This window comes from Geodermatophilus sp. CPCC 205761 (assembly GCF_051383655.1).
Lineage (GTDB): Bacteria > Actinomycetota > Actinomycetes > Mycobacteriales > Geodermatophilaceae > Geodermatophilus.
The window spans coordinates 1-17,744 of the sequence record NZ_JALPKQ010000063.1; the positions used below are offsets into that span (position 1 = coordinate 1).

General features: G+C 76.0%; 21 protein-coding genes. 10 read left to right on the forward strand and 11 right to left on the reverse strand.

Features of this window, described 5'->3' with window-relative positions; genetic code table 11:
- Positions 1 to 238: 238 nt before the first annotated feature.
- The 3 genes from MY526_RS24510 to MY526_RS24520 form a co-directional block, all read right to left on the reverse strand.
- A complete protein-coding gene (locus MY526_RS24510) occupies positions 239 to 607 on the reverse strand; it encodes a hypothetical protein (protein WP_436695401.1) in 369 nt (122 codons plus the stop codon).
- Between the two features lie 72 nt (positions 608 to 679).
- On the reverse strand, positions 680 to 982 hold the full coding sequence (locus tag MY526_RS24515) for a hypothetical protein (RefSeq protein WP_436705274.1): 303 nt from the start codon (positions 980 to 982) through the stop codon (positions 680 to 682).
- A 36-nt stretch (positions 983 to 1,018) separates the two neighbouring features.
- A complete protein-coding gene (locus tag MY526_RS24520) occupies positions 1,019 to 1,468 on the reverse strand; it encodes a GNAT family N-acetyltransferase (RefSeq protein ID WP_436695399.1) in 450 nt (149 codons plus the stop codon).
- A gap of 86 nt (positions 1,469 to 1,554) precedes the next feature.
- Between MY526_RS24520 and MY526_RS24525 the strand changes: the two genes are divergently transcribed.
- The 6 genes from MY526_RS24525 (at position 1,555) to MY526_RS24550 (ending at position 7,637) form a co-directional block, all read left to right on the forward strand.
- On the forward strand, positions 1,555 to 2,577 hold the full coding sequence (locus MY526_RS24525; protein WP_436705275.1) for an iron ABC transporter substrate-binding protein: 1,023 nt from the start codon (positions 1,555 to 1,557) through the stop codon (positions 2,575 to 2,577).
- Positions 2,578 to 2,657: 80 nt separating this feature from the next.
- The gene (locus MY526_RS24530; protein WP_436695397.1) at positions 2,658 to 4,175 is read left to right on the forward strand and encodes an ABC transporter permease; all 1,518 of its coding nucleotides are present in this window, start codon (positions 2,658 to 2,660) and stop codon (positions 4,173 to 4,175) included.
- Positions 4,172 to 5,275, forward strand: a complete 1,104-nt coding sequence (locus MY526_RS24535) for an ABC transporter ATP-binding protein (RefSeq protein ID WP_436695396.1) — start codon at positions 4,172 to 4,174, stop codon at positions 5,273 to 5,275. Before MY526_RS24530 ends, MY526_RS24535 begins: the two co-directional genes overlap by 4 nt.
- A gap of 51 nt (positions 5,276 to 5,326) precedes the next feature.
- A complete protein-coding gene (locus MY526_RS24540) occupies positions 5,327 to 6,112 on the forward strand; it encodes an aldolase/citrate lyase family protein (RefSeq protein WP_436695395.1) in 786 nt (261 codons plus the stop codon).
- Positions 6,109 to 6,963 carry an NAD-dependent epimerase/dehydratase family protein gene (locus MY526_RS24545; protein ID WP_436705276.1) on the forward strand — a complete coding sequence of 285 codons (855 nt, stop codon included), beginning with the start codon at positions 6,109 to 6,111 and terminating at the stop codon, positions 6,961 to 6,963. Before MY526_RS24540 ends, MY526_RS24545 begins: the two co-directional genes overlap by 4 nt.
- Positions 6,960 to 7,637 carry a glycosyltransferase gene (locus MY526_RS24550; RefSeq protein ID WP_436705277.1) on the forward strand — a complete coding sequence of 226 codons (678 nt, stop codon included), beginning with the start codon at positions 6,960 to 6,962 and terminating at the stop codon, positions 7,635 to 7,637. Before MY526_RS24545 ends, MY526_RS24550 begins: the two co-directional genes overlap by 4 nt.
- A gap of 4 nt (positions 7,638 to 7,641) precedes the next feature.
- Here the strand turns inward: MY526_RS24550 and MY526_RS24555 are convergent, their stop codons facing one another.
- The 3 genes from MY526_RS24555 to MY526_RS24565 all read right to left on the reverse strand — a co-directional run bounded on the left by MY526_RS24555 (position 7,642) and on the right by MY526_RS24565 (position 11,067).
- Positions 7,642 to 8,490: an ABC transporter permease gene (locus MY526_RS24555; protein ID WP_436705278.1), complete on the reverse strand. Its 849-nt coding sequence runs from the start codon at positions 8,488 to 8,490 to the stop codon at positions 7,642 to 7,644.
- On the reverse strand, positions 8,487 to 9,530 hold the full coding sequence (locus MY526_RS24560; RefSeq protein WP_436705279.1) for an ATP-binding cassette domain-containing protein: 1,044 nt from the start codon (positions 9,528 to 9,530) through the stop codon (positions 8,487 to 8,489). Before MY526_RS24560 ends, MY526_RS24555 begins: the two co-directional genes overlap by 4 nt.
- Positions 9,531 to 9,627: 97 nt before the next feature.
- Positions 9,628 to 11,067, reverse strand: a complete 1,440-nt coding sequence (locus MY526_RS24565) for a hypothetical protein (protein ID WP_436705280.1) — start codon at positions 11,065 to 11,067, stop codon at positions 9,628 to 9,630.
- Positions 11,068 to 11,181: 114 nt separating this feature from the next.
- On the opposite strand from MY526_RS24565, the gene MY526_RS24570 reads away from it, so the two are divergent.
- Positions 11,182 to 11,625 (forward strand): very short patch repair endonuclease, encoded by a 444-nt coding sequence (locus MY526_RS24570; RefSeq protein WP_436695389.1) that lies wholly within the window; start codon positions 11,182 to 11,184, stop codon positions 11,623 to 11,625.
- Positions 11,626 to 11,638: 13 nt separating this feature from the next.
- On the opposite strand, the gene MY526_RS24575 is transcribed toward MY526_RS24570, so the two are convergent.
- The 4 genes from MY526_RS24575 to MY526_RS24590 all read right to left on the reverse strand — a co-directional run bounded on the left by MY526_RS24575 (position 11,639) and on the right by MY526_RS24590 (position 13,883).
- Positions 11,639 to 12,163, reverse strand: coding sequence for a DUF6328 family protein (locus MY526_RS24575; protein WP_436695388.1), 525 nt, complete (start codon positions 12,161 to 12,163; stop codon positions 11,639 to 11,641).
- 134 nt (positions 12,164 to 12,297) lie between these two features.
- On the reverse strand, positions 12,298 to 12,834 hold the full coding sequence (locus MY526_RS24580) for a hypothetical protein (protein ID WP_436695387.1): 537 nt from the start codon (positions 12,832 to 12,834) through the stop codon (positions 12,298 to 12,300).
- Positions 12,835 to 12,930: 96 nt separating this feature from the next.
- Entirely contained in the window at positions 12,931 to 13,200 is a 270-nt protein-coding gene (locus MY526_RS24585) for a DUF2277 domain-containing protein (protein WP_436695386.1), read from the reverse strand.
- Between the two features lie 47 nt (positions 13,201 to 13,247).
- Positions 13,248 to 13,883: a hypothetical protein gene (locus MY526_RS24590; protein WP_436705281.1), complete on the reverse strand. Its 636-nt coding sequence runs from the start codon at positions 13,881 to 13,883 to the stop codon at positions 13,248 to 13,250.
- 99 nt (positions 13,884 to 13,982) lie between these two features.
- Here MY526_RS24590 and MY526_RS24595 point away from each other — a divergent pair, with 99 nt between their 5' ends.
- Positions 13,983 to 14,384 (forward strand): hypothetical protein, encoded by a 402-nt coding sequence (locus MY526_RS24595; protein ID WP_436695384.1) that lies wholly within the window; start codon positions 13,983 to 13,985, stop codon positions 14,382 to 14,384.
- Between the two features lie 89 nt (positions 14,385 to 14,473).
- Complete coding sequence (locus MY526_RS24600; RefSeq protein ID WP_436695383.1) at positions 14,474 to 15,376, forward strand: SDR family NAD(P)-dependent oxidoreductase; 903 nt, start codon at positions 14,474 to 14,476, stop codon at positions 15,374 to 15,376.
- A 3-nt stretch (positions 15,377 to 15,379) separates the two neighbouring features.
- On the opposite strand, the gene MY526_RS24605 is transcribed toward MY526_RS24600, so the two are convergent.
- Positions 15,380 to 16,108 carry a GAF and ANTAR domain-containing protein gene (locus MY526_RS24605; RefSeq protein WP_436705282.1) on the reverse strand — a complete coding sequence of 243 codons (729 nt, stop codon included), beginning with the start codon at positions 16,106 to 16,108 and terminating at the stop codon, positions 15,380 to 15,382.
- Between the two features lie 237 nt (positions 16,109 to 16,345).
- On the opposite strand from MY526_RS24605, the gene MY526_RS24610 reads away from it, so the two are divergent.
- Positions 16,346 to 17,713, forward strand: coding sequence for an MFS transporter (locus MY526_RS24610; protein WP_436705283.1), 1,368 nt, complete (start codon positions 16,346 to 16,348; stop codon positions 17,711 to 17,713).
- The last annotated feature ends 31 nt before the right edge of the window (positions 17,714 to 17,744 follow it).

Here is a 17,744-nt window from a genome sequence, read left to right on the forward strand (position 1 = left end):
CGCAGCCACCACCGGCTCAAGACCCACGCCCGCGGCTGGCGGTTCGTCATGGACGCCGACGGCGTCCTGCACGTCACCAGGACCCCACCCGACGCCGATCCGGGCGACGACCCGCCACCGTTCTGAGAAGTGCGTGGGAGCTGTCGACAAGTCCGCACGTCGACCAGCCGGTCCCTGCTGCCCTCGGAGGTTCGAGCGGGTTGGTCCCGCAATCCGGGCGGTCAGCGCGTGGTCCGGGTCAGCTCCCGGCCAGCCGGTCGGCGTGCGCCCGCTCCTCCTGCCGGACGTCGGAGCGGTCCTGCTCCAGCAGTCGCCACGACGTGCGGACGCCGTCGGGCCCGGTGGACTCCCCACCCGCGAGTGCCTCCGCCACGAGGTCGCGCACGCGCTGCTCGTCGGTCGCGGCCGCCGCGAAGAGCACGCGCACGTGCAGCCGGTCGCCGGTCCGGGAGGTCGAGGTGTGGTGCGGCGACAGCGGGCACGGTGGCTCGTGCGTCCAGCTGCCGCAGAGCGCGAGGGTGATCGCCCCGCCCGGTGCCCGGTCGTCGCCCTCCCCGTCGAGGACGAGCACCGCGTCGTGGGCGTAGGCGCTCCGGGCAGCGGACACCCCCGTCACCCTGCCGCGCCACCTGCGGCAGCGTCCACCCGTGCGGGCGCGTGCGCCCGAGGCGAGCCGTCGTCACGGCAGCCGGTCGAGCAGCTCCCGCGCGAACGCCTCGGCGGCCGGGTCCGGCGGCCGGGCAGCGGCCGCGGCGCGCAGCCAGGCGGCCAGTGGTGCGGCCAGCGCCGGCGACAGCGCGGCGATCCAGGCGCCGGTACCGGCCCGCGCCTCGGCGACGTGCTCGGTGCCGCCGTCCGGGAGGTGGGCGATGACCTCGGGCCGGGTCGCCAGCAGTCCACCCGTCCGCCAGTCGCCGGGAGTGGTCCGTGCGGCCAGGCGCTCCAGGCGGTCGGCCGCCCGGAGCAGGGGACTGCGCGCCACGGCGCCAGCCTGCCCGATCCGCCACCCCGAAGTGGATCAGGCCGGCTCGCGGCGCATCGGCACGTGCGGGATGCCGTCCTCGACGTAGCCGGGTCCGCTGCGCCGGAACCCGAACCGCTCGTACCAGCCCTCCAGGTGGGCCTGCGCGCCCATCGTGATCGGCGCATCGCCGCACAGCGCCACGCCGGCCTCGATGAGCTGCGCGGCCAGCCCGCGACCGCGGTGCGTGGCCGCGGTGGCGACCCGGCCGATCGCCCGCGTCCCGCCGTCGTCGAGCACCCGGATGGTCGCCGCGACCTGCCCGTCCTCCTCGATCCACAGGTGCACCGTCGCCGGCTCGACGTCGCGCCCGTCGAGCTCCGGGTACGGGCACTGCTGCTCGACGACGAAGACGTCGACCCGCAACCGGCACAGCGCGTAGACCTCGAGCGGGGTGAGCTCGGCGAAACGGGCGGTGCGCACGGGCAGCGTCGGAACGGGGGCCATGGGAGCAGTTGTAGCCGACGCCGCGACGGCCGCCCGTGGTACACCTTCTGGTCAGGTATGGCTTGCCTATCTTCAGGAGCAGACACGTGACCAGGCTCGGGCGGACGTCCGCCACGGCTCTCTCCGCCTTGACCGTCGCCGGGCTGCTGGTGGGGTGTGGCTCCGGCGAGGCCGCCGAGGCCGAGACGCTGACCGTCTACAGCGCCCAGCACGAGAGCCTGGTCCGCACCATGCTCGAGGACTTCACCGCCGAGACCGGCATCGAACTGGAGTTCCGCGACGCCAACGACGCCGAGCTGGCCAACCAGATCGTGCAGGAGGGCGACGCCTCCCCGGCCGACGTCTTCCTCACCGAGAACAGCCCGTCGATCGACATCCTCGACAGCGAGGGCCTGCTCGCCCCGCTGGAGCAGTCGACGCTGGACCAGGTGGGGGAGCAGTTCCGGCCGGAGTCGGGCACCTGGGTCGGGTTCGCCGCGCGCTCGACGGTGCTCGTCTACAACCCCGAGGTCCTCCCCGAGGCCGAGCTGCCGGCGTCGATCATGGACCTGGCGAACCCGGAGTGGGAGGGGCGCATCGGCATCGCCGCCGGCGGTCCGGACTTCCAGGCGATCGTCAGCGCCGTCCTCGCCCTCCGCGGGGAGGACGCCACACACGCGTGGCTGGAGGGTCTGGAGCGCAACGCCGGCATCTACCAGAGCAACACCGCGGTGATGGTCGCCGCCGACGAGGGCGAGATCGACGCCGGCGTCATGTACCACTACTACTGGTACCGCGACCAGGCCGAGAACGCCCTCAAGGGCGACGACGCGCGGCTGCACCTCTTCCGCAACCAGGACCCGGGCGCCTTCGTCAGCGTCTCCGGCGCCGGCGTGCTGGCGTCCAGCGACCAGCCGGAGCAGGCCCAGCAGCTGGTCGAGTACCTCACCAGCCCGGAGGCGCAGGAGAAGCTGGCCGGGAGCTCGGCGCTCGAGTACGCCGTCGGCACCGGCGTCGCCTCCGCCGCCGTGCTGCCGCCGCTGGAGGAGCTCCAGGCGCCGGACGTCGACCCGGGGTCGCTCGACCAGCGGCGGGTCACCGAGCTCATGCAGGAGGTGGGCCTCCTCTGAGCGCAACCGCGTCACCGGCCGCCGAGCCCGGGACGCCGGCCCGGCCGGTGCCCCCGGGGCGGGTCCGCACGCGCTCGGGGGTGCGCCGCAGCCCGGTCACCCTGCTGCTGGCCGTGGCGGTCGCCGCGCTGGCGCTGCTGCCCCTGGCCTACATCGCCGCGTACACCGTCGACGTCGGCTGGAGCGGCATCCGCGAACTGGTCCTGCGGCCGCGGGTCGGCGAGCTGCTCTGGAACACCGCCCGCCTGGTCGGCGGGACGGTGCTGCTGTGCGCCCTGCTGGGGGTCGGCGCGGCCTGGCTGGTCGAGCGCGCCGCCCTGCCCGGACGGGGGGTCTGGCACGTGCTGCTGGTCGCGCCGCTGGCCGTGCCCGCGTTCGTCAACAGCTACGCCTGGATCTCGCTGCTGCCCGGCATGGACGGCTACACCGGCGCGCTGCTGGTCGTGACGCTGTCCTACTTCCCGTTCGTCTACCTGCCCGTGGTCGCCGCCTTCCGCGGCCTGGACCCGGCGCTGGAGGAGACCGCGCGCGGACTGGGCCTGTCCAGCTGGGCGGTGTTCCGGCGGGTGCAGCTCCCGCAGCTGCGGGTGGCGCTGCTCGGCGGCAGCCTGCTGGTCGCGCTGCACGTGCTGGCCGAGTTCGGCGCGCTCCAGATGCTGCGGTACGCGACCTTCACGACCGCCATCTACGACCAGTACCGGGCCACCTTCAACGGGCCGGGCGCCACGATGCTGGCCGGCGTCCTCGTCCTGCTGTGCCTCCTGCTGCTCCTGGCCGAGCTGCGGCTGCGCGGCCGGCGTGGCTACGCCCGCACCGGCGCGGGCGTGGCCCGGCCGGGTCGGGCGGTGCCGCTGGGCGCGCTCACCGCGCCCGCGCTGCTGGCGCTCACCGCGCTGGTGGGGCTCTCGCTGGCCGTGCCGCTGGCCAGCCTGGCGACCTGGGTGGTCCGGGGCTCGTCCACCGGCCTCGACCTCGCCGTCCTGATCACCACGACCGGGACGACGCTCGGGCTGGCGGCCGCCGCCGCGGTCGTGACCACCGCGATGGCGCTGCCCACCGGCTGGCTGGCGGTCCGGGCCCGCGGGCGGGTGGCCACGCTGCTGGAGCGCAGCACCTACCTCGGCAGCTCCGTGCCGGCCATCGTCATCGCCCTCGCCCTGGTCACCCTCGCGATCAACGCGACGCCGTGGATCTACCAGACCGTCCCGGTGCTGCTGGCCGCCTACGCGATCCTCTTCCTCCCGCGGGCGATCGTCACGGTGCGGGCCGCCGTGGAGCAGTCGCCCCGGCTCTACGACGACGTCGCCGCGTCGCTGGGGTCCTCGGCTCCGGACCGGCTGCGGCGGGTGACCCTGCCGCTGCTCGCCCCCGGCATCGGCGCCGGCGCCGCCCTGGTGTTCCTCGCCGTCGTCACCGAGCTGACCGCCACCCTGCTGCTGGCCCCCACCGGGACGACGACGCTGGCGACCGCGTTCTGGTCGGCCAGCAGTGCCCTGGAGTACGGGGCCGCCGCGCCGTACGCCGTCGTCATGGTGCTGCTCTCGGCACCGGCTACCGTGCTGCTCTCCCGCGATGCCCGCAGAGGTCTGACCACATGAGTTCGCTGATCGTCACCGACGTGACGAAGTCCTACGGCGCCACACCCGTGCTCACCGGGGTGGACCTGCACGTCCCCGAGGGCGGCTTCACCGCCCTGCTGGGGCCGTCCGGGTGCGGGAAGACGACGCTCTTGCGGTTGATCGCCGGCTTCGACGACCCCGACAGCGGCGCCATCGAGGTCGGCGGCCGGCAGGTGGCCGGCCCCGGCCGCAGCGTCCCCGCCCGCCGCCGCCACATCGGCTTCGTCCCGCAGGAGGGCGGGCTCTTCCCGCACCTGAGCGTCGCCGGCAACGTCGCCTTCGGGCTGCCGCGGCGGCAGCGTCGCGACACCGGCCGGGTGCGCGAGCTGCTCACCCTCGTCGGGCTCGACCCCGCGCTCGCCCAGCGCGCCCCGCACCAGCTCTCCGGCGGCCAGCAGCAGCGGGTCGCCCTGGCCCGGGCCCTGGCACCGGAGCCGTCGCTGGTGCTGCTCGACGAGCCGTTCTCCTCCCTCGACGCGTCGCTCCGCGAGGAGACCCGGCAGGCCGTGGCGGATGCGCTGGCCGCCTCCGGCGCGACCGCGGTACTGGTCACCCACGACCAGGCCGAGGCGCTGTCGATGGCCGACGAGGTGGCCGTGCTCCGCGGCGGGCGGCTGGTGCAGCTGGCCGACCCGCGGACGCTCTACCGCAGCCCCCGGGACCTCGACGTCGCGACGTTCGTGGGGGAGTCGGTGGTGCTCGAGGCCGACGTCCGCGGCGGGTCCGCGCACTCGGCCCTCGGCGTCCTCGCCCTGGATCGCGCCTGCCCCGACGGCCCGGCACGGGTGTTGCTGCGCCCGGAACAGCTGCGGCTGGACGGGCCGGACGCCGGCGGTCCGACGGCGCGGGTGCGCGGCGTCGACTTCTTCGGTCACGACGCCCGGGTCCGCCTGGAGCTGCCGACCGGGCAGACCTTCAGTGCCCGGCTGGAGGGTCGGGACCTGCCCGCCGCGGGCGACGACGTGTCGGTCCGGGTGCTCGGCGCGGCGCTGCCGTTCCCCTCGGGGGCGGCCGATGCGGCCGGTGCCGCGGCCGGCGCGGCGGCCGGCGCCGCGGTCGATGCGGCGGCCGTCAGCTAGGGAGGAGGTCCCGTTGCACACCGGCGGTTAGGTGTGCCTAAGCTCACCACCGTGGATCTCTTCCTCTTCACGGTCGACCCCGCCTGGGGATCCGACGTGGTGGCCGCCGGCGCGGCCGGGATCGTCGTCGACTGGGAACGGAGGGGAAAGCACCGCCGGCAGCGGGGCGAGGGCACGCAGATCAACGCCGACACCCCCGAGGACCTGAGCCGCGTGCGGGCGGCGACCGCCGGCCGGCTGCTCTGCCGGGTCAACGGCTTCGGTCCGTGGACGGCGGCCGAGGTCGACGACGCCGTGGCCCGTGGCGCCGACGAGGTGCTGCTGCCGATGGTCCGCTCCGCCGAGCAGGTCGACCGCACCCTCGACCTCGTCGACGGGCGCTGCGGCCTGGGCATCCTGGTGGAGACCCAGGATGCCGTGCACCGCACCCCGGAGCTGGCCCGGCGACCGCTGTCACGGATCTACGTCGGCCTCAACGACCTGCGCATCGACCGCGGCGCGACCCAGCTGTTCACCCCGCTGGTCGACGGCACGGTCGACGCCGTCCGCGCCGCGGTGCACCAGCCCTTCGGCGTCGGGGGGCTCACCCTGCCGGAGTGCGGCTTCCCGGTGCCGGCCGAGCTGCTGGCCGCCGAGCTGGTCCGGCTGGGCACCGACTTCACCTTCCTGCGCCGGTCGTTCACCGCCGACATGGCCGGCCGCGACCCGTTCGTGGAGGTGCCCCGGCTGCTGGCCGTCCTCGGCGCGCTGCACCGGGCCGCACCGGCCGAGGCCGCCGCGCGGCGGGCGGAGTTCGCGTCGGCGGTGACCGGGGTGCCGGAGGCGCAGCCGGCGTGAGGGCGGTGGTCACCGGCGCCGGCGGCTTCGTCGGTCGCCACCTGGTTGCCCGGCTGCGGTCCGACGGCTGGGACGTCGTCCCGCTCACCCGCGCCGACGTGGACCTCGCCGACCCCGACGCCGGGGCGTCGGCGGTGCGGGCGGCCGACCCCGATGTGGTGTTCTCCCTCGCCGCGGGGCGGGCCAAGACGACGCCGGCGGAGCGGGCCGCGACGGTCGCGGTCAACACCAGCCCGTGGCTGGTCGACGCGCTGCCCGGCCGCTGCCGGGCCGTGGTGCGGCTCGGGTCCTCGACCGAGTACGCGGCCGGCCCCGGACCGCTGGCCGAGGACGCCGCGCTGCGGCCGCGGGGGTTCTTCGGCGCCACCAAGGCCGCCGGCTCCCTGCTGCTGCAGGCCGCCGCCGCCGAGCGCGGGGTCCGGGTGGCGGTGCTGCGGGCTTTCCAGGTCTACGGCCCCGGCGACCACCCGACCCGGTTGGTGCCGGTGGTGCTCGGGGCCGCCCGCACCGGAGCCGTCGTCCCGCTGCCGGGGCACGTCAGCCGGCGGGACTGGGTCTGGGTGGGCGACGTCGTCGACGCCTGCGTGCGCGCCGCCCTGGCCGACCACCTCCCGCCGGGGCAGGTGCTCAACGTCGGCACCGGCGTGCAGACGTCGACCGAGGAGCTGGTCGCCACCGCCGAGCGGGTCACCGGGCGGTCGATCGCCACCGCGCCCGGCGCCCACCCCGGCCGGGACTGGGACACCGCCGACTGGGTGAGCGACCCGTCGGCTGCCGCCGCGATGCTGGGCTGGCGGCCCACGGTCGATCTCGCCGAGGGGCTGGCCCGCACGTGGGCCGCGGCGGCATGAGCGCCGGGCCCCGGCTGGCGGTCGTCGTCCCCGTCTACCGCAACGAGGCCACCCTGGCGCCGCTGGCCGAGCGGCTGGCCGCCGCCCTCGAGGGCCGGGACTGGCGGCTGCGGCTGGTCATCGACGCCTCGCCCGACGACAGCGCGCGGGTCGCCGTCGGCCTCAGCGTCACCGATCCACGGATCGCGGTCTCCGGGCTCACCGTGAACGGCGGCCAGCACGCGGCGCTGGCCCACGGGCTGGCCGCCGAGCCGGACGCCGACGTGTGGGTGTGCCTGGACGCCGACCTGCAGGACCCGCCCGAGGCGGTGCCGCAGCTGCTCGAGCGCCTGGCGCGGGGGGACGTCGAGGCGGTGTTCGCCGGGCGCCGCGGCACCTACGAGTCCCCGCTGCGCCGGCTCACCGGCACGGCGCACCGCCGGCTGGCCGCGCGGCTGACCGGGCTGCCACCGGACGCCGGCGCGTTCCTCGCGATGGGCCGCCGCGTGCGGGACGCCGTCCTCGCCGCGGACGCGCCGAGCATCGTGCTGGCCGTCGGGCTGGCCCGGCGGCCGGTGACCAGCGTGCCGGTGGCCCGCGACCGCCGCGCCGAGGGACGGTCGGCGTGGACGGCGCGGGCCCGGCTGCGGCAGTCGGCGCGGTCGCTGGCCTGGGCCCTCCGCCACCGGCGCTGACCGGTCACGCCCGGTCGGCGTACCGCCGCATCGTCAGGGGCCCGAGGACGGCGACCAGCGCCGCCGCCCACCCGAACACCAGCAGCACGTCGACCACCTCGGCCCGCCCGTGCATCAGCCCGCGCACGCCGTCGACCAGGTGGCTGATCGGGTTCACGCTGACGAACGCCTGCAGCCAGCCGGGCATCGTCGAGGGGTCGACGAAGATGTTGCTGCCGAAGGTGAGCGGCGTGATCACCAGCATGCTCCAGCCCATCACCGCGTTCGGGGTGCGCAGCTCGAGCGCGAGGAACGTCCAGATCCAGCCCAGGGCGAAGGCGAAGACCAGCAGCAGCCCGATCGCGGCCAGCACCCCCGGGAACCCGCCCCCGGGCCGGAAGCCGAGCAGCAGCCCCAGCGAGACCACCACCGTCGAGGCGAGGGTGAACCGGACGACGTCGCCGAGCAGCGCGCCGACCAGGGCGCTGGGCCGCCACACCGGCAGGGACCGGATGCGGTCGAAGACGCCCTTCTCGATGTCGGTGTTCAGCGCGACGCCGGTGTACATCGTGATCATCAGGATGCTCTGCACCAGGATGCCCGGCAGGAAGTACTGGATGTAGGCGTCGACGGTGCCGGCCAGGGCGCCGCCGAACAGGAACGTGAAGATCAGCGTCATCATCACCGGGAAGGCGGTGACGTCGAACAGCTGCTCCGGAACGTGCTTGATCTTGAGCAGGGTGCGCCAGCCGAAGGTCGCCGAGGCGGCCAGCGGGCCCTGCGGCCGCGGTCGCTCGCCGGCGACCAGCGCCTCGTGCACCGCGGCGCTGTCAGGGGCGTCCAGCAGCAGGTGCCGGCTCTCCGTCGTGGTCACGCCTGGCCCTCCTCGTCGGGGCTGGTCGCAGTCGTCGTGGACTCGGCCGGGTGGCCGGTGAGGGCGAGGAACACCTCGTCGAGGCTGGGCTGGCCGAGCGCGAACTGGGCCAGGCCGACGTCGGCGTCCTCCAGGGCGGTGAGCGCGCGCGCCACCGGGTCGGCGTCGCCCACCCGGGCGGTCAGCGCCGCCGGGTCGCTCTCCTCGCGGACCGGCACGCCCAGCACCCGCTCGAGCAGCACGCGGGCGGCCGGGCGCTGCTCGGGCTCGCGGACCCGCACGTGCAGCGAGCCGCTGCCCACCGAGGCCTTGAGCTGGCCCGGCGTCCCCTCGGCGATCACCCGGCCGGCGTCGATGACCGAGATGCGGTCGGCGAGCTGGTCGGCCTCGTCGAGGTACTGGGTGGTGAGCAGCACCGTGGTGCCACCGCGGACCAGGGCGCGGACGACGTCCCACACCTGGTTGCGGCTGCGCGGGTCCAGGCCGGTGGTGGGCTCGTCGAGGAAGATCAGGTCCGGCCGGACGACGATGCTGGCCGCGATGTCGATCCGCCTCCGCATGCCGCCGGAGTAGTGCTTCACCTGCTTGCCGGCGGCGTCGCCCAGTCCGAAGGCGGTGAGCAGCTGCTCGGTGCGCCGCCGCGCCGCGGCCCGGGAGTAGCCCAGCAGCCGGGCCAGCAGCTGCAGGTTCTCCGCGCCGGTCAGGTCCTCGTCCAGGGACGCGAACTGGCCGGTCAGGCTGACCCGGGCGCGCACCTCGTCGGATTCGGCGACGACGTCGTGGCCGAACACCCGCGCGGTGCCGGCGTCGGGCCGGATCAGGGTGGCGAGCACCCGGATGGTGGTCGTCTTGCCGGCGCCGTTGGGCCCGAGGAAGCCGTGCACCCCGCCGCGGGGGATGCGCAGGTCGACGCCGTCGACCGCGCGGGTGCTGCCGAAGTGCTTGACCAGGCCCTCGGTCTCGATGGCCAGCTCCTCGCGGCCACCGCCCTCCGGGCCCCGCCGCTGGGCCGGCACCGCGTCGCCGACGTACGCCGCCACGGACCCCACCTCCGCCTTCTGCCGTCCGTGCCCCCACCCTGCCGCGGGGATCTGACAGGAAGACGCGGACCGGGCCGCGAAGTCATCGGCGCGCGGGTCAGCGCTCCCAGAGCTGCAGGACCAGGTCGGTCTTGTCGGCGGGGAAGGCGGTCTCGGCGGCGATCCGGAGGCCGGCGCCGAGCAGGACCGCGTCGTCGTCGGTCGGCACCGGGTCGCCGTCGATCAGCCGGCGCACCAGCCACACCCGGTCGGCCGTGGCCGGTGCGTCGTCCGGCGGGAGGACGACGTCGGGGCGCAGCTGCGGGGCCGCCGTCCGGACGTAGTGGTCCAGGCCGGTGGCCGAGCGCTGGTCGGCCGCCACCACGGGCTCGCCCGCGACGTGCCGCTCGGCGATCAGGGCGACCACCTCGTCGGCGCGTTCCCGCGGCTCCCGGACCGCCAGCGGCGAGGCGGCCAGCAGGGAGCAGCCGACCAGCAGCGCCGCGACGGGGCCGCGGGCGCCCCGCGGAACGGCCAGCGCGCCGCCCGCCGCCAGCACACCGAGGCCGAGCAGCCCGGCCAGCAGGTAGCGGGGGAGGTAGACCGGCCGCATCCACTCGGCGGCGAGCAGGAGCAGCAGCGGCACCAGCACCCAGCACGTGCCGACGACCCGCAGTACGGATGCCCGCAGCGCGCCGAGGACGGCCAGTGCGACGGTGAGGTACAGCAGCGGCGTGCGCCCACCGGCCCACGCCTCGACGGCGAGGTCGGCGAGCCTGCCCTCGGTGTCGCGCAGGTGCTCGGCGTTGCGGGCGCCGGTGCCGTTGAGCAGGTTGACCGCGATCAGGCCGGCGGTCGGCAGGACGGCGGCCGCGCCGGTGAGCACGAGCGGCAGCGCCCGCCGCCCTCGCAGCAGCAGCCCGGCCACGACGAAGCCGGCCAGCACCGTGACGGCGTACCAGTGCGCCAGCCCCATCCCGGCACCGGCCAGGCCGAACAGCAGCAGCCCGCGCGGCGCCTCCTGCAGCCGGCGGACCAGGCCGAGCAGCGCCCCACCGGTGGCCAGCACGGCGAGCCCGTAGCTGCGCGCCTCCACCGCCTGCTCGAGCAGCAGCGGGTTCGCGGCCAGCAGGACCCCGGCGAGCACGCCCGTGGCCCGGGTGGTCAGCCGGGTCACGCCCCGGGTGATCAGCGTCAGCCCGCCGGCGGTGGCCAGCAGCGACAGCACCCGGAGCGACGTGTCGCCACCGATGCCCGGCAGCGACACCCAGGCGTGCACCGCGAGGTAGTACGGGGCGTTGTACGACGGCGGCACGTCGGCCAGGTAGCTGGTCGTCCCGCGGCCCTCGACGATCGCGGCGAGGATCTCCCGGAACGGGAGCCGTCCGACCTCCGCGGTGAACAGCTCGTCGAACCACAGGCCGTGCCCGGGCAGCAGCAGCACGGTGCCCAGCGCGGCGACCAGGAGGGCGGGCAGCAGCTCGACCGGCGACCAGCGCGGCACGGGCAGGGAAGGGGCGGGCGGCCGTGCGAGGTCCCGGGCCGCCGTCGCACTCACGACGAGCAGGTTAGGCGACCCTTGCCCCACCGACGTCGCACGTGATCGGTGTCTCCATCCTGTCGGTGCGGCTCCCTAGGGTCGGGGGCGAGGGTGGTGGCTGCGAGGAGGAGCGTGACGACGAGTGGTCCCGGGCCCGCGCCGCCACCGTCATCCGACGTCGTCGCGCAGCGTTTCCGGCGCCAGCCCCGCCGCGACACCGCGCACGAGGTCGCCGTGCGACGTCGGTTGCACGCCCGCGGTGTCCGCTTCCGGGTCGACGTCCGGCCGTGCCGGGAGACCCGGGCGCGCGGCGACCTGGTGTGGAAGGGCCGGCGCCTCATCGTGTTCCTCGACGGGTGCTTCTGGCACGCCTGCCCGACGTGTGGCCACACGCCCACCGCCAACCGGGAGTGGTGGGTCGCCAAGCTGGCGGGGAACGTGGCCCGCGACCGGCGCGCCGACGAGACGCTGCGGGCGGCAGGCTGGCGGGTGCTGCGTTTCTGGGAGCACGAGGACCCTGACGACGTCGTCGACGCGATCTGCAGGGCCCTCGGGCACCGGTCGACGCACGGGTGAGGAGGGGACGGGGTCAGCGGTCCTCGTCGCCGTCGTCCGGATCGTCCTGGCGGCCGTGCGCGCGGTCCCAGTAGGGGACGGCGATCCACCAGTAGGTCAGCAGCGCGGCGACGACGCCGGTGGTGATCCACGCCTGGGTGAGGTCGAAGACCACGTCGGTCACCAGCAGCACGGCCGAACAGATCGCGATGGCCAGGACGACGAGCCCGGCGAAGGCCGACCGGTGACTGCGCCGCAGCAGGACCTCCTTGTCGTGCTGCCGGAACAGCACCCGGTGCTGCGCCGCGGGGGCGATGAGCAGCCCCGTGGCGACGGCGGCGGCCATGAGCGTCACGAAGTAGACGTCCCGCTGGAACTCGGTCAGCTCCGCGCCGCGCTGCTGGAAGGGCACGACGAGCAGGAACGCGAAGAGGAACTGCACCCCGGGCAGCGCCACCCGGAGCTCGTTGAGCAGTTCGATCAGCTCGCGGTCGATCCGCTCCTTGCGGCTCTCACCCGATGAGCCGCCGCGCTGCTGAGACGAGTCGACATCGGTCATGACCCTCACCGTTCATCCGCCGGCCCACTGTCGTTACCCGGAGATGGGTACTGCCCGCCTCCTCGCGGGGTATGCGCAGGTCGCGAGCCCGGCTTCGGCCGGGACGGTGCACGCCGGCGCGCTGCCGGACGGGGTCAGCGCTGGGCGATGCCGCGGGCGACCTCACTGGGCCGCTGCTGCTCACCGGCGTAGGAGCTGACCGCCACCAGGGCACCGGTGAGCGCGGGGATGACCCACTGCAGCCGGTCGAGCTGCTCCTGCGCGGCGGCGACCTCGGCCTTGGTCCGCTTGGACGGCTTCGTCCCGGACCTCGCCGGAACCGCGCCCGCGCCGGACACGACGATGCCCAGTGACCGGCTGTACGCCGTCGCCCCGAGCGCGGCGACCGTGAGCGCCGTCTTGAGCAGGCTCATGCCGACCACGCCGCGCTGGCGGGCGACGCGCCGGCGGTTGCCGGCCAGCTGGCCGACGCTGCCGACCAGGTGAGCCCCGATCGCGGCCGCGTTGACCGGGGTCCAGCGGTCCCAGCCGGCGTTGGCCACGCGGCCGGTGTCACGGCCACCGGCCGCGCCCGCGGCGGGGTTGAGGGCGACCGCGTTGGCCAGGGTGCCGCCGAACCAGGCCGCCAGGCCCAGGTCGTGCAGCGAGCGGGAGAGGGTGTTGCGCGCCATGGCGGGACTCCGGGTGACGGGGAAGGGGGAGCCCCGCTCCTACCCGCCCCACCCGGCGCCATGCCGGTTGTGCGCAATCTGCTGCGACGTGGCCGGTCAGCTCGCGTAGCGCGCGGCCGACCGCTGCCGCGCCTTGGCCGCCTCGACCTCGCGGTCCTTCGGCGGGGCCGGGGTGACCAGGGCAGCGAGCAGCCGGGCCGAGGCCTCGGCCACCTCGGTGACGGCGCGCTCGAACACCTCGGCGTTCGCCCGCGACGGGCGGGTGGTCCCGCTGATCTTCCGGACGTACTGCAGGGCGGCGGCCTCGATCTCGTCGCCGGTGACCGGCGGCTCGAAGTTGGCCAGCGGGCGGATGTTGCGGCACATGACGGCAGCGTAGGAGCGACCGGTGACGCTCGGCAGCTCCCGGGGGGTCAGGCGCCGAAGCCCGCGCGGTCGATCCGGCGGTGGTAGCGGGTGCCCAGCCGGCCACCGAGGAGTGCGCCCAGCAGGGTCGCGCCCACCATGGCCAGCAGGGTGATGATCCCGGCGGTGGTGGCGGTGCCCTCGTCGATCGGGATGCGGGGCAGGTTCAGCGACTCGAGCACGTTGTACTCGCGGCCCAGCAGGTACCCGGCGGCCGACAGCACGACGACGACCAGCAGGCCGACCAGCCAGACCGCCAGCCCCTGCCGGACGCCGTTGAACCGCGCCATCCGCCCGGCCACGTACCCGCCGGCGAGGTAGGCCAGGAAGAGGACGACGAGCAGGGCGATCGCGCCCGCCAGCCCGATCGTCTCCGCGGCGACGTCCCCGGAGTCCGGCAGGCCCTGGGTGAGACCGAGGGCGACACCGGCGGCCGACAGCATCGCGACCAGCAGGACGGCGAGCCCGTTGGCCGACAGCCAGCCGAAGAACGCCGCGCCCCACTTGATGCCGCCGAAGTCCGACCGCTGGACGGCGACGGCGTCGCGGGCGGCTCCGCGCGTGGCCGAGGCGCCCTCGCGGGTCGCCGGGGTGTCGGTCCGGGTCGCGTCGTGGTCGTGGGCGGTGCGGTCGCTGCTGGCCATGGGAACCTCCTCCGGGGTCGCCGGCATCGATGCCCGGGCGCGACCAGCGCAAACGGGCGACCACCCGGTCGGGCGACGTCGACGCGGAGGGGGAGCGGCGTGACGGTTCTGCTGGTCGACATGGCCAACGTCGTCGGGTCCCGGCCCGACGGCTGGTGGCGCGACCGGGCCGGCGCGACCACCCGGCTGCTGCGCCGGCTGGCGCCGCTGGCCGGCCGACTGCTCCCCGGGCCGAGCGGCGGCTCGGTGCTGTGCCGTGAGGTCGTCGTGGTCGTGGAGGGCGCCGCGCGCGACGTCCGCGTGCCCGACGGGGTCACCGTGGTCCGGGCGCCCGGCAGCGGGGACGACGCGCTCGCCGACCGGGCCGCCCGGCTGGCCGCCGAGGGCACCCCGCTGCTCGTGGTCACCGCCGACCGAGGGCTGCGGGCCCGGCTGCCGGCCGGCACGGCGGTCACCGGACCCGGCTGGCTGTACGGCGTCCTCCCGGACGTCCCGGCATGACCGACGGGCCGCAGGGGTAGGACCGGACGACGCCGAGCCGGGGCGGTCCGACGAGTACGAGCCCTCGGCTCCCTGAACCGAGGAGCCGCATGCCCCAGCCGTCCGCCGCCCCGTCGCGACCGCCGACCGTCCTCGTCACCGGCGCCTCCAGCGGGATCGGCCGGGCGACCGTGCACACCCTCGCCGCCCGGGGCGCCCGCCTGGTGCTCGTGGCCCGCGGCCGGGAGTCGCTCGAGGAGGCCGCCGCCGAGGCCCGCGAGCGCGGCGCCCCGGAGGCGCTGGTGTGCCCCGCCGACGTCACCGACGCCGACGCCGTGCAGCGGGCCGTCGACACCGCCGTCGAGCGGTTCGGCCGCCTCGACGCCGTCGTCCACTCGGCGCAGACCATGGCCTACGGGCGGATCGAGGACGTGCCGGCCAAGGTGTTCGAGGCCGTCGTCGACACCAGCCTGCACGGCACCGCCAACGTGGCCCGGGCGGCTCTGCCGGTGTTCCGCCGCCAGGGCGCCGGGCACCTGGTGGTCGTCAGCTCGCTGCTGGCGTCGGTCACCGCGCCGCTCATGGGCACCTACGCGGCGGCCAAGTGGGGGCAGCTGGGCCTGGTGCGGACGCTGCAGCAGGAGGTCCGTGACGCGCCCGGCGTGCACGTCTCGGCGGTCGCCCCGGGCGGGGTGAACACGCCGATCTACTACCAGGGCGCCACGTGGGCCGGCAGCACCGGCCGCCCGCCGCCCCCGGTCTACTCGGCCGAGCGGGTGGCCCGCGCGGTGGTGGCGCGGCTGGACCGGCCCCGCCGCCTCGTGCAGGCCGGGTTCGCCAACCCGGTCGTCATCGCCGGCTTCCGGCTGCTGCCGGCGGTGTACGACGCGCTGGTCGGGCCGCTGTTCCGGGCGTTCGCCCTGTCCGGTGACGGGGCGTCGCCGACCGAGGGCAACGTGTTCGGCTCGCGGCCCGAGGGCAACGGCACGGCCGGCCGCTGGCGCGGCCTCTGAGGCTCACCAGCGGGCCGGGGCCTCCGGCAGCGCGGCCTCGAAGGACTCGACCACCCCGGCGGCGACGTCGCGCAGCTTCACGTTGCGCCGCTGGGAGGCGAGCTTGAGCAGCGCGAACGCCTGCTCGGCGGTGCAGCGCTCCTGCGCCATGAGCAGCCCGACCGCCTGGCCGATCGTCGTCCGGGTGTCGAGGCCGCCGAGCAGCTGGTCGGCCCGGTCGTCGCCGTCGGCGATGCGCAGCGCGACCGCCAGCGCCCCGGCGGCCTGACCGGCCCAGCGGGCGGCGGTCCCCTCGGCGTCCTCGTCGAAGGCGCCCGGCTGGGTGGAGTAGAGGTTCAGCGCGCCGCACCGGCGGTCCTCGACGACGAGGGGCAACGAGAGCGAGGACCGGACGCCGACCTCCGTGGCGCGGGCCGGATAGGGCGCCCAGCGGCGCTCGGCGGCCATGTCGTCGACCCGGACGACGACGCCCCCGCGCATGGCCTCCAGGCAGGGGCCGGTGTCGAGGTCGTACTGCCGCTCGTCGGCCTGCTGCGCCAGGGGCCCGGTGGCGCTGACCGTCACCGCGCCCGAGGAGCGGGCCAGTGTCAGGCCGCAGGCCTCCGCGGTGGGTGTGTGGCGGGCGGCCAGCCGCACCAGGTCCCCGAGGAAGTCGTTGAGGTCGCCCCCGGCGGCCAGCGCGGCCAGCAGGTCTCCGTCGTCCGACGTGGGCTGGGTCTCCAGCGTCTCCACCGGTCCTGCGTCCTCCCCTGTCCGGCATCGCGCCACCCGATCGTGTCCAACCAGTATCCAGGAGTTGCGCGCGTCCCGCAGTGCCGTGGCCACTCTCACGCCGACGCGCCGCCCCTCCGGTCGGCGTGATCCCGGCCCTGCTGGCACCGTGGATCGCGGGTGCCCGAGGTCGTGTGCTCTCCCCGCCCCTCGCGGCCACCCGTTCTGCGGTGGCCGGCTCTCTCCCGTGAGGTCTCCATGGCCACTCCTGCCCTCGTGCTGCGCGCCCGCACCCCGGTCGCCGTCCTCGTCCGCTCCGCCAGGTCGTCCGCGCCGCCACCGTCGGTGGAACGGTTGCGGCTGGCCGTCGCCGCCCTGTTCGTCCTCGACGGGGCGGTCTTCGGCAGCTGGGCCGCCCGCGTGCCCGACGTCGCCCAGCAGGTGGGCGCGGGGCACAGCACCCTCGGCATCGCCCTGCTCTGCCTCTCCGTCGGCGCCCTGGCCTGCATGCAGGTCACCGGTGCGCTCTGCGCCCGCCTCGGTGCCGGCCTGGTGAGCGCCGTGGCCGCCGTCCTGGTGTGCGTGGCCGTCGTACTGCCCGGACTGGCCGCCTCGGTCCCGGCGCTGTGCGCCGCGCTGCTCGTCTTCGGCGCCGCGACCGGCATGGTCAACGTCGCGGCCAACGCACTCGGTGTCTCCGTCGAGGCGCGGGTGGGACGGCCGCTGCTGTCGGGCCTGCACGCCGGGTTCAGCTTCGGGGGCCTGGCCGGTGCGCTGCTCGGCGGGGTGGCCTCGGCCGTCGCCGGAGTGGCGGTGCACCTGGTCGCCGTCGCCTGCGTGGGGCTGCTGCTGACGGCCTGGGCGGCTCCGGCACTGGTCGGCGCCGACGCCGCGGCGGACGTCCGGCGGGTGACCGGCGCAGCCCCCGAGCGTCGCCGTCCCACGGCCGCCCTCGTCGTCCTCGGGGTCATCGCCGGCTGCACCGCGTACGGCGAGGGCGCCCTGACCGACTGGGGCGCGCTGCTGCTCCGGACCGACCTGTCCGCGACGCCGCTCCTCGCGGCCGGCGGGTATGCGGGCTTCTCCCTCGCCATGGCCTGCGGCCGGCTGGCCGGCAACCGGCTGGTCCTGGCCCTCGGGGAACGCCGCCTGCTCATCGGCGGCGCCCTGCTCGCGGCGGTCGGCGTGACCGCCGCGGTGACGACGGCGTCCCTCCCGGTGGCGCTGGCCGGGTTCGTGCTGGTCGGCCTCGGGCTGGCCAACATCTTCCCCCTGGCGATCGCCCGCGCGGGCGTGCTCGGCGGCGCCCGCGGCATCGCCCTGGCCACCACGGTGGGATACACCGGCCTGCTCGGGGGGCCACCGGCCATCGGCCTGCTCGCCGAGCACCTGGGGCTGTCCGTGGCCATCGGGACGGTGGCGCTCCTGGCCCTCGTGGCGGCCGGGCTGGTGCCCACCCTCGTCGGGGACGCCGTCCGGCTGCCGGGTGCACCGCCGGTCCTGACCTCCGCCGCGACCGGGGTCGGCGCCCGGCTGCAGCCGGTCGTGTCGGGCTTCGGTCACGGCACCGGCGTGTACGTCCGGGACCTCGGGCTGCTCCTCGGAGGCACTGCGCCGGGCCGGTGAACAGCGTGTTCCGATCGCTGCTCCCTCGTTG